The sequence below is a fragment of the Kitasatospora sp. NPDC091257 genome (genome assembly GCF_044757675.1).
In the GTDB taxonomy this organism is placed as follows: domain Bacteria; phylum Actinomycetota; class Actinomycetes; order Streptomycetales; family Streptomycetaceae; genus Kitasatospora; species Kitasatospora lactacystinica.
In genome coordinates this window covers 1-11,310 of record NZ_JBIVVI010000140.1, presented here as the reverse complement: position 1 = coordinate 11,310, position 11,310 = coordinate 1, and the positions used below count along the sequence as shown (strand labels likewise).

Sequence of the window (11,310 nt, the reverse complement as noted above, 5' to 3'; positions counted from 1 at the left end):
GTCGGCCCGGACCCCCGGGCCCCTCGCCTCGTCGGCGGGGGTACGCGCGGCCGGGATCGCAGCCGCCACCGTCGTGGTGTCGTTCACGCCCACTCCTCCTCGGCGTCCTGGTCGGTCGGTTCGTAGGGCACCGGCGGGCCTCCGTGGGTCCACGGGGTGTTCTCCTCGGCGGGCAGTTTCGCCGGCCTGGAGTCGACGCCGAGTGTCGTGTAGGTCACCGTCTCGCCGGTCTCGGCGAGGGTGGCCTCCGGGGCGGGCGGCTTGCGCTGGTTCGCGAAGCCGCCGGAGAGCTCGACGGTCACCAGATGGACCCCCTCGTGCGGGGTGAGGCCGATGATCGCGGCCGGTTGCCGCAGACGGCCGGGCGACGTCACCTTGGTCCCGACAGTGAGCCGCACCAGACGCTCGCTGCGCACGGTGATCGTCGGACGCCAGCGCGGGTACTTCGCACCGGGCACGAACCGACTCTCGTCCCGGGCGACGACCGTGCCACTGAACGCTTCTCCGCTCAGCTCGTACTCCGCCATCACCAGGGGGTCGTCGTAGGCCCGCTGGGTCTGGTAGCGGGACGTGTCGTCCTCCAGCATGCCCAGCCGCCGGGCCGCGCCCACCGCGCGGTCGCGCTTGCCCTGCGGGTGGCCGTGCTCCTCCAGATAGGCCGCGTAGTCGGAGAACCGCCGACGGTCGCTGGTCCACCGTTCCTCGACGTGCCCTCCTTCGGGCAGGGCGCGCGCCAGGCCGACGCCCCGCCAGACCAGGTCCCACGTCGGCCGCAACTGATCGCACAGGGCACGGTCGATGCGCTCGCCCAACCGCTCCCGCACCCGCCCTTCGGCCTCCGCGAAGCGGGTGAGGAGGTCGTCGAGGACCGCGTCGAACCCGGTATCCGTGGCAGGTCCGGCAGGCGGCCAGACCAGCGGGTTCTCGGCCTCCCGGGCGGTCTCCGCCCCCGTACGGCCTTCAGGCGGATCGATCCAGGCGACCAGCGCCGCCAGGTGGGAGTCCTCCGCGGAACTCTGGCCGGTCGCCCAGTGCGCGGTGAGCACCCGGCTGACGGCGAGCATGGCACTCGACCCGGGGAACTCCGCCCGGCCCTCGAACCACGTCAGCCACTTGCCGAGCGTCGGTACGTCCGGGTGAACGGCATGCGGCCCGTCCGCGCTGCGCAGCCGGGTGAGCCGACCGAGCCGCCGGACGTAGGCGATGCCTTCGCCGTTGGGGACCAGCAGTTGTGGTGCGCGACAGAACCGCTCATGCTCCTCCGCCTTCTCACCCCTGCCGACGGTGTAGGTCTCGGCCTCCGTCTGACACCCCTCCACGTAGGGCAGCATCAGGGCGGCCAGCTCCTCGACGAACCGGAACCGCTGGACCCGGTCCCTGGGCCGGCGGACGGTCAGCAGGGTCGGATGGTCCGGGTCGGTGCCTGCCAGTGCGGCCAGCGGCGCACAGGCCTCCCCGGCGAGGGTCAGCGGCACCAGGACGAACGGGCGGTCGTCCAGGTGGTGGTGCCGGACTGTGGCCAGGGGCTGGGCCCTGCCGGTCTGGGTCGCGCGGAGCGTCGCGACCGTGGCAAGCATGCTCATGCGGTCTCCTCGGTGCGCAGCCGGAACAGCCGGTCAGCGGCGATGAGCAGTTCGACGGTCTCGGCGTTCTCCTCGCCGGGCGGCAGAACGCCGTCGAGATGGGCAAGGGCAGTGCTGGTGGAGTCGATGCCCGCCAGGGCGTTCCGCACGGTGCTGCCCAGCCGGGCGGGGTATCCGTGGGTGTCGGCCTCGTCGCGGCAGTGGTGGGCCATCTCGCAGAAGGAGAGGCAGTCGGGGACGTAGGAGGCGGGCAGCTGCTCCACCGACTCGCGGAGCACAGCCGGGTCCCGGTCGATGTCGAGGGTCGCCGTCGCCGGAAGGCCGCGCGCCAGGTCCTCGGCGCGCCGCAGCCGGTTCAGCTGGAAGTCGAGGGCGGCGAGTTCCTGGCGCAGGTCGATCTGGCTGAGGCACGGCCGGTTGGAGAAGTCCTTGGGGCAGACCAGGAGGAAGGTGCCGGCGATCTGCTCCGGATCCAGCCCTGCGGCCGCGAACGCGCGCCGCAGGGCCAGCACGTACACGGAGGCCTGCTTCGCGGTCTGGGCGACGGCGGTCGGATCGGCCTGGCCGTCGATCACGGGGAACGACCTGATAGCCACGACATGGAACCTGCCGTTGATCCGGTGGGTCAGGGCATCGGGTTCCAGGTAGGCCAGTCGGCCGGCCACCTCCACGGTGAGCACCGGGCTCTGCAGGATCAACCGCTCCTCGTCACCGGCGGCGATCCGCTCGATGACACGACGTGTCTCCCGCTCCCGAGGTTCGAGCGAGGTGATCCCACCGACCTCGCCGAGGTCCTGGAGCTTGGCCTCGTCGACCGGTACGCCGAGATCCTCCCGCAGCAGCCGGATCAGTTCGGCGTACGAGCCCCAGCGCACGGTGGCCTTGAAGGCCTCCTCCCGCGCTATGGCGAACGGCGACTGGCCGAAGCGCGGCTCATGGCCCAACCGCCGGGCCAGAGCGGTCTTGTCGACCCCCGAGGCGTCCAGGACGGACCGCCGGGCACAGGCCGGATTCGCCGTCAGCGCGGTGATCTTACGGGCGGTGTACGCCAACGGCGGCCGCGCGCCGCGAAGTTGAGCCAACCGGTCGGACGGCTCGGGTGAATGGGAAGGCATGGCCTCTCTTCGTTCCGGGGTGGCGCCGATCTCCTGAGGTTCCGATGCGAATACAGGACCCCGCGACTACAGGACCCCTCCCCCGCTGCGGAGGGCGTTGTGGAGTTCCCTCGCACCGAAAAGCTGCTGCACGTCGCTGAGTTGTTCGCGTGCACGGCGAGCGGCATCGATCCGCTCCCGGCTTCCCTCGCCTCGGTGGACCTCCGCCTCGGCTCGCGCGGCGGAGAGCACCCGCTCCGGGTCGGGCCGCGAGGACTCGCTGTAGGCGCCCGGAATCGTGAGCGCGAAGCGGCGCAGCAGCCGCCATGCCGCCTCGGACGGCGGGTTGCCCGCGTTGCCGAGGCGCTGGATCTGCTCGGCCGTCCCGATCGCGTGCCGAAGGAAGTCGGCACGCGGGCTGAGCGGAGTGATCAGGCGCTGCTCCAACGACCAGACCGAGACCGCGAGCAGGCCACGGGCCGCGGTGAGGCGGTCGTGGTTGATCGCGGCGCAGATGTAGTAGGGGCGGGAGTAGCCCTGCACAGCGAAGGAACGCTCCTCATCGCGACGTAGCGAGGCGAGTTTGGTGGCTACCAGCGACTCGGAGAAGAAGGCCTCGTACACCGAGGAGATGAGCTTCGGCGAGGCGGGCGCACCGAGGATCGTCAGTGATTGGTAGACCTGCTCGCGCACCGGGACAGCCCCACGGCCGGGCAGACTGGGCGACCATTGCTCGACCTGCACCGGCGGCGTCACGGCAGGCGACCCCTGGAGGGACTCCTCCGCGTCCAGTGCGGCTTCCCACTCCGCCTCAACCTCACGTAGTTCTTTGCGGATCCGCGCGCCGGCGGTCGAATCGCCGGCACGTCGCGACTCCCTCAGTCGGGCGCGCAGAACCGTGAGGCGCTGTTCGAGTTCCTCCACTGATGCGGCCATGGCCCCAGGCTAGTGCACGGTCCATCATTTTCCAAGAACAACCAAGATCACCCAAGAAAAACGTCCAAACTTTTCCAAAGCCATGCGCTATCGTCTTCGCCAGGCACCGGTCGCTCCATGGCGGCAAGGCGTGGTGCCACCGCCGCCAGAAGGAGAAGCATGGTCGAAGGCACGCATGCACGGGGTGCGGGTGGTCCCGTGTCCACTGAATCGGCAAACCCGCCAGGCGGCAGCGCACCCGGGCGTCCGTCCCGCTGGCTGGCTCCGACGGCCATGACCGCTACAACCGCGGGCCCGATGGTGGCGGGCTTCCAGGGCAACACGACCATCGCCATAATCTCCGCCGCTCCGGGCTTGGCGGTTGGTCTGCTGTTCTTCTTCGGAGTGGTCTGCCCGGCCGTATGGTCGAGGAAGCCCCAGCGCAGGCGAGCAGCCCTCCATGCGATGAACGCACTCATCGGCCGCAGCCCATTGAGCACACCCGAGCCTCAGTAGGTTGTGGGGTCAGGGCGAATGAGCGCCCTGACCCCACGGACCCACCAGCCCGATCCCAGGGTCGGCGCAGCCTGACCACGGTGTATCAGCCCGGACCGCTTCTTCCCGCCCTGGCGACCAACTACCTTTGACACCGCTCCCGGTGGGTGGCGATCAGGTCGCGGTACCAGGCCCACGAGGCCTTCGGGGTGCGGCGCTGGGTGGTGAAGTCGACGTGGACGAGGCCGAAGCGCTGGTGGTAACCCTCGGCCCGTCGAACGGGCTGTCATTGTGGCAAGACCTTGGCCGAAAGGCACTGGCTCTCATCAAGTCAACTATCCGACGGAGGAGTTGACGCACTCTGCCAGCCCGTCCACGCCGCGGACCGCACCGGCGTGGACGACTCCGGCGCGGGCGCGCAGGCGGCGGAGCATCCGGGCGTCCTGGAAGCCGGCCGCGCGGGCGGCGGCCTCCGTGGTGGCGCCGTGCGCGATGAGGTGCTCCGCCCGCTCGACGCGCAGTTCCTGCTGGTAGCGCAGCGGGGTGAGTCCGGTGGCCTCGGTGAAGTGGCGGGTGAGGGTACGCTCGCTGACGCCCGACGCGCCGGCGAGGTCGGCGAGGCTGAGCCGGGCGGTGAAGCGGGCGTCGATCAGGTCCTGCACCCGGTGGACGGCGTCGACCAAGTGGGCGCGGTGCCGAAGCATCACGCTGACCTGCCGCTCGTCGCCGTTGCGGCGCGCGTAGACGACCATCTCCCGGGCGATCCGGGCGGCCGCTGCCGGCCCGTGCCGGACGGCGACCAGATGCAGGGCCAGGTCGATGCCGCTCGCGATGCCGGCCGAGGTCACCACCCGGTCGTCCACCACGTACAGCACGTCGCGCACTACCACCGTCCTCGGGTAGCGGCGAGCCAGTTCGTCCTGGAGGTCGTGGTGCGTGGTGCAGCGGCGCCCGTCCAGCAACCCCGCCCGGCCGAGCGCGTCCGCGCCCGCGCAGACGCTGGCGACCGTACCGCCGGCCGCGTGGTGGGCGGCCAGCCGCTCCAGCGTCGCCGGGGAGAGGTCCCGGTGTGCCCGCAGCGTCGACGCCCGCCAACCGGGGACCACGATCAGGTCGTCCGGCGTGAGCCGGGGCCACTCGACGGAAGCCCGCAGCGTGAGCCCCTGCGCCGTGGGGACGTCCTCCTGCTCGGCCACGTAGCCGACCGCGTAGCCGAGCCCGTGGTCGGCCGCCGTCGAGAACACCTGGGCGGGCCCGGCGAGGTCCAGCAGGTGCAACTGCGGGACCAGCAGGAAGACGACGCGGGTCACGATCCGGTCAACTCCTTCACGGTGGTGACGGTGGCGAAGCGGCCCGCCAGAGCGTACTCGGTACGGGCGATGATCTCCTCCGTGGAGAGCGTGCGCGGATCGGCGAGGATCTCGTCGAGACTGCGCCCGGCCGGCGCGTCGCGATGCTCGATCGGATGGGTGGCGGTCGCGTCGACCACGAACGTGACGGCGTAGCCGAGGTCGGCCGCCACCCGGGTGGTGGTCTCACAGCACTGCTCGGTGCGAATGCCGCTGACCACCAGTTCGCGGATCGCTTGCCGGGTGAGCAGCTGCTGCAGGTTGGTGGTGGTGAACGCGTTGTGCGAGGTCTTGGTGACGACCGGCTCACCCTCCATCGGCACCAGCCCCTCCATCAGGCGGACGTGACCGAGGACGGGGTCGAACACCGTCCCGGTACCGGGCTCGGCGTGCAGGACCCAGACGACGAGGTCGCCCTTGGCCCGGGCGTGCTCGACGAGCCGGGCAACCTGCCCGACGATCCCGGGGTTGGAGACGGCCGCCCAGTTCTCGCGGCGGCGGAAGGATTCCTGGACGTCGATGACGAGGAGTGCGTTGGTCATGCCTCGATCCTCACCGCCGCGGGGTGCCCGGATGAAGACCCCATCGGGCCTGGATGCGGAACGATCCGGTCAGGACGGGCTGAACGAGCGGCCGGAACGGACGCCGTCCAGGCCGGTAGGCCGCGGGCGCCGTCGCGGGGCTCCGCGGTGGGGGTTGGTGATGCCGCCGAGCACCCCACCGAGCGGTAGGGGCTGCGCGGCGCCGGCCGCCGGGTCATTTCGACGCCGCCGGAACGGTCACCGGCGACGAACCGCCGGGCACCAGCAGGTGCGGCGTCCCGCTGCCGTCCGCCGGCACGCTCCAGACGTCGGTGCCCTTCCCGTCCTGGGCCGGCAGCGCGTACCCGAGCGTCTCCCCGTCGAGCCAGGCCGCCTGATCGTCCACGCTGCGCGACTCGGCCAGCGGGTGCTCGCGCAGTCCCGCCAGTTCCAGGACGTGGAGCCGCCAGGGCGCCGCCGGGTCGGCCGAGACCTTCTTCTTGAAGGCGATCCGGGTACCGTCCGGCGAGAGCGAGGGGCACTCGACGTTCTCCCGCAGTGTGCGGGCCGACCACGCCCGGAGGTCGCCCTCGACCAGGTGGGTCCGGCCGCCGGTCGAGACGGTGGCGTAGAAACGGTTGTCGTCCGAGGCGAAGTTGACGCCCCAGTAGTTGACGTCGGCGGCGTGGTAGCGGGCACCGTCGACGGTCAGCGGGATGGACTCGACCGACTTGACCAGGTAGCCGGTGCGCAGGTCCAGGATCGACGTCCGGGTGGAAAAGGTACCCGCCGCGTAGGAGTCCCCCACGGCGAAGGTGGTCCAGGAAAGCAGTTGCCCGGAGGCCGACACCCGGGCCCGGTTCGGGATCCCGGGCACCGTCACCGTCTGGAGCTCGGTGAACCGTCGGTCGTACACCACCGCTTGGGTACGTGCCGGGGTGCCGGGCAGCGCCCGCAGGCACAGGGCCCGGTCTCCCCCGGCGTGGAAGCGGACACAGGACGGCCCGTCCGGCACCCCCGGGCTGCGGGCGACCCGCCCGCTGGCGGTGTCCCGGTAGTAGAGCCCGGGCTCGTCCAGGGTGAACGAGCTCTCCGCGGCGACGAGCCGCTGCCCGCCGTTGCGCTGCCGGGCGTGCAGCACGTACCCCAGCGAACCGCCCAGCAGTACCAGAGCGGCTGCGATCAGCACCACTGGACGCGCCTTCACGAGGCCTCCCTCTCCGGCAGGATCCGCCATGCTGCGACAAGTGCGGCGGCCAGCCCGAGTGCGGCCACCGCCAGGGCCGGGCGCGGCCCCCACCACGTCCAGGCCGCACCGAAGCCGGCCGCACCGACCAGCCGGGCGAGCGCCTGGCCGGTCTGCAGCACCGCGAGGCCGCTCGCGCGGCCGTCGAGCGGCAGCACCGGCCCGGCCAGTGCCATCAGCACGCCGTCCGTGGCGGCGTAGAAGACGGCGAGGAGCACCAGGACGAGTAAGGCCACCGGCCATCCCGGCGGGGCCATCAGGGTGAGGTAGGCGGCGAGCAGCGCGGCGTGCCCGCAGAGGAACGGAATGCGCCTCCCGGTCCGGTCCGCGATCCGGCCCGCCGGTACGGCCAGCAGCAGGTAGCCGGCCGCAGCGCCGAGCGGCAGCAACGGGAAGAGCAGGGGCGGCAGGTCCAGGCCGCGTTGCAGCAGAAGGTAGAGGAAGGAATCGCCGATCGTCGCTGCCCCCAGTAGTGCGGCGGCCGTGACGACCCGCCGGAACACCGGATCGCCGAGTGCCCTGCTCCTCCTCCTTTCGGTGGGCGTCGACTCGGCGGCCGCTACCACCGCCCCGGCCACCCCGGCCCCCGGCGCCGGCGCCGCCCCCGCCCCCGCCGGGACGAACAGGACCAGCACCAGCACGCCGAACAGCCCGATGGCGAAGCTGACCACGAAGACCGCGTCGTACGCGTCCGTAGTCGCCCACAGAACCGCGAACGCCACCAGGGGTCCGAGCAGCGCCCCCGTGGTGTCCATCGCCCGGTGCACGCCGAACGCCCGGCCGAGCGCCTCCGGCGGTGCGCTGAGCGAGATCATCGCGTCCCGCGGCGCGGTCCGCACGCCCTTGCCGAGCCGGTCGGCGGCCAGCGCGGCGGCGATGCCGCCGGCCGCCCCGCCGGCCAGCAGCAGCCCGAGCCGCGAGAGCGCCGAGAGCAGGTAGCCGGCCCCGGCGACGGTCCGGTGCCGGCCGCCGCCGCGGTCGGCGAGCCTGCCTCCGAGCAGCCGGACCACCGCCGTGGCGCCGTTGAACAGCCCGTCGAGGAAGCCGAATTGCAGGGGCGAGAGCCCGAGGCCCAGCACCAGGTAGAGCGGCAGCACGGCGGTGACCATCTCCGAGGAGACGTCGGTGACCAGGCTGACCGCGCCGAGCGCGATGACCGTGCCGGGGACGCGCCGCCCCTGCCCGGCGGGGCGGGGCGGCGCGTCCGGACGGCGGCCGGTGGTGGCCAGGTACATCATCAGTGGCAGCTGTACTTCGGGCTGGTGTCCTTGACCTGGCCGTCCGTTCCGACATAGCTCCAGCCGTAGCCGGAGTCGGTGAAGTCCAGCTTCAGCACGCCGTACTCGCCGCTGATCCGCTTCTGGCTGTTCGGCTGGACCTGCTCGATCGGGTACGGCTCCGCGCCGCCCATGCCGCCGACGATCTCCACGATCCCGTCCGCGGTGGCCTTCCCGTCCGGGTCCTGCGGGGCGAACCGCTCGTAGTGGTGGTCGTGCCCGTTCAGCACCAGGTCGGCCTTGGCACCGTAGAGGATCTTCCACACCGGCCGGGAGACCGGGTCGTTGCCGTGCCCGCCCGAGGAGTACAGCGGGTGGTGCCAATAGGCGGCCACGCACTTCTTCGCGTTGGCCGCGAGGTCGGCCTTGAGCCAGTCGATCTGGGCGCTCTGGTCGAAGGCGTTGGAGTCCAGGGCGACGAAGTGCCAGTTGCCCTCGTCGAAGCTGTACCAGCTCTTTCCCTGCGGGTAGGCGATGCTGCCGAAGTACGCCTTGTACCCGGCGAGCGACCCGGCCGGGTCGTAGGTCTCGTGGTTGCCCGGCACCGGGTGGGTCTTCGCCTTGAACGCCCCCCAGGTCTTGTCGTAGTAGTTGCGGAAGTCCGTCAACCTGGCGTCGTCGTACTGGTTGTCACCCATCGTCAGGTAGAACCTCGGGTCGATCCGCTGGGCCAGCGCGGCCGTCTTCGGATGCGCACAGCCGCTGTCCGAGGCGGTGCACTGCGCGGCGATGTCGCCCGCCGCCACCACGGTGAACGCCCCGCCCGGCGTGGTGCCGGTCGGTGACGGGCCGGTCGGTGACGGACCGCCGTCCGGCACCCCGTACACCTGCATCTCGAACAGCGAGTACCCGTACGACGTCCCGCGCGCCGTCCCGTACATCCGGACGTAGCGGCCCCTGGCTCCCAGCCCCGGCCAATCGTCCGTCCCGCCGTTGCCGGCCTTCTCCTCCGCCACCGTCGTCCAGGTCACGCCGTCCGCCGACACCTCGACCCGGTACGCCTTCGCGTAGGCGGCCTCCCAGCTCAGCTTCACCCGCGAGATCCCCGCGCTCCCTCCGAGGTCCACCAGCAGCCACTGCGGGTCCTCTCCCTCCGCACTCGCCCACCGCGTGGAGGCGCTCCCGTCGAACGCCTTCCCCGCCGCGTACGACGACCCCTCGGCGGACGAGGCCGTCGCGGCCTTCCCCTGCGAGATCAGCGGATCGCCCGCCGCCCCCGCCCGCTCGGACCAGCCGAGCAACAGGCCGCCGAGCAACGCGAGCACAGCGGCGAACACTCCGACACGAACAGGCCTTGCCGAGACACCCAGACGCATCCCTGACTCCATGACCTTGAGAAACGGCGAGAGCTGGACTCCGGTCCACACCACACGAACTCACCGGCAAGCGGCGTCACACCGCCGCGGCGGCCGGGTCAGAGCTCTCACTGAGCGCGTCACGTCCCTCCTGCACGGACGCCGCGCCAAGCCGCCAGCCGACAGCGTAATAGAAAGTAAAGTTCCCTATCAATAGGGCGACGACACCGTCCCGTCGCCCGCATCGTGCCGCCGCCCGGCCCGAGTGCCCCACAGGGCAATCGGATTGACCGTCCGTCATGATCCATCGCCGCAGACCGTTCCCGGTGTGCCGCGACGCGATCGCGGTACCGGGCGCACGAGGCCTTCGGCGTGCACGCTGCACTGGCCGACTTCGTCCGGCCGTGCTCGGCCCCGCCGCTCACAGAGCGCACATGAATCGCTCACAACCCACAGGGAAGGACCAGGTCATGGCCTCCAGTGCGCCCCCGCCGCCCGGCGCGGCGCCGAACTCGATCACGGCCCCGATCCCCGACCAATCCGCCCGACCTCGACCCACGCCGGGGCGCCGACCGTCAGAGCGCGAAAGACAGCTCGGCATCGGTGTCAAGGCTGGTATCAGCGGCCTGAGGCGCCCGGCAACCCAGGGCTAACGAGCCCACCGCGCTCGGTGGGTGGCGATCAGGTCGCGGTACCAGGCGTACGAGGCCTTCGGGGTGCGGCGCTGGGTCTCGAAGTCGACATGAACGAGGCCGAAGCGCTGGTGGTAACCCTCGGCCCATTCGAAGTTGTCGAGGAGGGACCAGGTGTAGTAGCCGCGGATGTCGATGCCTTCGGCGGCGGCGCGGGCGAGGGCGTCGAGGTGGGCGGCCATGAAGTCGATGCGGGGCTGGTCGGGGTCGGTCTCCTCGGTGACGGAGCAGCCGTTCTCGGTGATGGTGATCGGCGGGAGGGCCTTGCCGTAGGTGTCCCGCAGGCCGAGGAGGAGTTGGCGGAGGGCGTCGGGGACGACGGGCCAGCCGAAGGCGGTGTGGGGGACGTCGGGGATGTCGACGAGGTCGAAGGGCAGGCCCGGGTCGGTGGGGGCGGCGACGCGGGTGGGGTTGTAGAAGTTGAGCCCGAGGCCGTCGAGGCCGGGGGTGTGGATGAGGTCGAGGTCGCCGTCACGTACGGCGCCGAAGAGGTCGTCGGGGACGCCGAGGACGGAGAGGTCGGGGTAGCGGCCGAGCAGGACGGGGTCGGTGAACAGCCGGTTGTGGAGGGCGTCGTAGGCGGCTGCGGCGGCGAGGTCGGCGGGGCTTGAGGAGGCCGGCTCGACGGGGGTGAGGTTGTTGGAGAGCATCGTCTCCAGGCCGCGGTCGTGGAGGACGGAGGTGGCCAGGCCGTGGGCGAGGAGCTGGTGGTGGGCGGCCGGGAGGGCTTCGAACATCAGGGTGCGGCCGGGGGCGTGGGTGCCGAGGGCGTAGCCGAAGACGGTGTGGACGAAGGGCTCGTTGAGGGTGATCCAGGCGGGGACGCGGTCGCCGAGGCGGTCG

9 protein-coding genes and 1 pseudogene are annotated in these 11,310 nt (G+C 71.6%); all 10 read right to left on the bottom strand.

The features are described 5' to 3' along the window. Positions 1 to 83 precede the first annotated feature (83 nt). The gene (locus tag ACIQOV_RS09475) at positions 84 to 1,583 is read right to left on the bottom strand and encodes a hypothetical protein (protein ID WP_401046747.1); all 1,500 of its coding nucleotides are present in this window, start codon (positions 1,581 to 1,583) and stop codon (positions 84 to 86) included. Further along, positions 1,580 to 2,698: a hypothetical protein gene (locus ACIQOV_RS09470; RefSeq protein WP_401046745.1), complete on the bottom strand. Its 1,119-nt coding sequence runs from the start codon at positions 2,696 to 2,698 to the stop codon at positions 1,580 to 1,582. Before ACIQOV_RS09470 ends, ACIQOV_RS09475 begins: the two co-directional genes overlap by 4 nt. A 66-nt stretch (positions 2,699 to 2,764) precedes the next feature. Further along, positions 2,765 to 3,613 (bottom strand): hypothetical protein, encoded by an 849-nt coding sequence (locus tag ACIQOV_RS09465; protein ID WP_401046743.1) that lies wholly within the window; start codon positions 3,611 to 3,613, stop codon positions 2,765 to 2,767. A 616-nt stretch (positions 3,614 to 4,229) separates the two neighbouring features. Beyond that, positions 4,230 to 4,358 (bottom strand): annotated as a pseudogene (locus tag ACIQOV_RS09460) (family 1 glycosylhydrolase); the annotation flags it as partial. Between the two features lie 64 nt (positions 4,359 to 4,422). Then, positions 4,423 to 5,397 carry a GlxA family transcriptional regulator gene (locus ACIQOV_RS09455; protein WP_401046742.1) on the bottom strand — a complete coding sequence of 325 codons (975 nt, stop codon included), beginning with the start codon at positions 5,395 to 5,397 and terminating at the stop codon, positions 4,423 to 4,425. Then, positions 5,394 to 5,978 carry a cysteine hydrolase family protein gene (locus ACIQOV_RS09450; RefSeq protein WP_401046739.1) on the bottom strand — a complete coding sequence of 195 codons (585 nt, stop codon included), beginning with the start codon at positions 5,976 to 5,978 and terminating at the stop codon, positions 5,394 to 5,396. The genes ACIQOV_RS09455 and ACIQOV_RS09450 overlap by 4 nt, the downstream gene beginning before the upstream one ends. A gap of 214 nt (positions 5,979 to 6,192) precedes the next feature. After that, positions 6,193 to 7,164 carry a TolB family protein gene (locus tag ACIQOV_RS09445; protein WP_400297529.1) on the bottom strand — a complete coding sequence of 324 codons (972 nt, stop codon included), beginning with the start codon at positions 7,162 to 7,164 and terminating at the stop codon, positions 6,193 to 6,195. Further along, positions 7,161 to 8,438, bottom strand: coding sequence for an MFS transporter (locus ACIQOV_RS09440; protein WP_401046748.1), 1,278 nt, complete (start codon positions 8,436 to 8,438; stop codon positions 7,161 to 7,163). The genes ACIQOV_RS09445 and ACIQOV_RS09440 overlap by 4 nt, the downstream gene beginning before the upstream one ends. Before the next feature lie 2 nt (positions 8,439 to 8,440). Next, positions 8,441 to 9,757: a discoidin domain-containing protein gene (locus ACIQOV_RS09435; protein WP_401046736.1), complete on the bottom strand. Its 1,317-nt coding sequence runs from the start codon at positions 9,755 to 9,757 to the stop codon at positions 8,441 to 8,443. A 667-nt stretch (positions 9,758 to 10,424) separates the two neighbouring features. Beyond that, positions 10,425 to 11,310 (bottom strand): glycoside hydrolase family 1 protein (locus ACIQOV_RS09430; RefSeq protein WP_401046734.1); only part of this gene is annotated, 886 nt, incomplete at its 5' end.

What these genes read in the sequence shown, in the direction of transcription:
- ACIQOV_RS09470 (WP_401046745.1), bottom strand. Translation starts at nt 2,698, where the DNA reads ATGCCTTCCCATTCACCCGAGCCGTCCGACCGGTTGGCTCAACTTCGC.
- ACIQOV_RS09450 (WP_401046739.1), bottom strand. Translation starts at nt 5,978, where the DNA reads ATGACCAACGCACTCCTCGTCATCGACGTCCAGGAATCCTTCCGCCGC.
- ACIQOV_RS09440 (WP_401046748.1), bottom strand. Translation starts at nt 8,438, where the DNA reads ATGTACCTGGCCACCACCGGCCGCCGTCCGGACGCGCCGCCCCGCCCC.
- ACIQOV_RS09475 (WP_401046747.1), bottom strand. Translation starts at nt 1,583, where the DNA reads ATGAGCATGCTTGCCACGGTCGCGACGCTCCGCGCGACCCAGACCGGC.
- ACIQOV_RS09465 (WP_401046743.1), bottom strand. Translation starts at nt 3,613, where the DNA reads ATGGCCGCATCAGTGGAGGAACTCGAACAGCGCCTCACGGTTCTGCGC.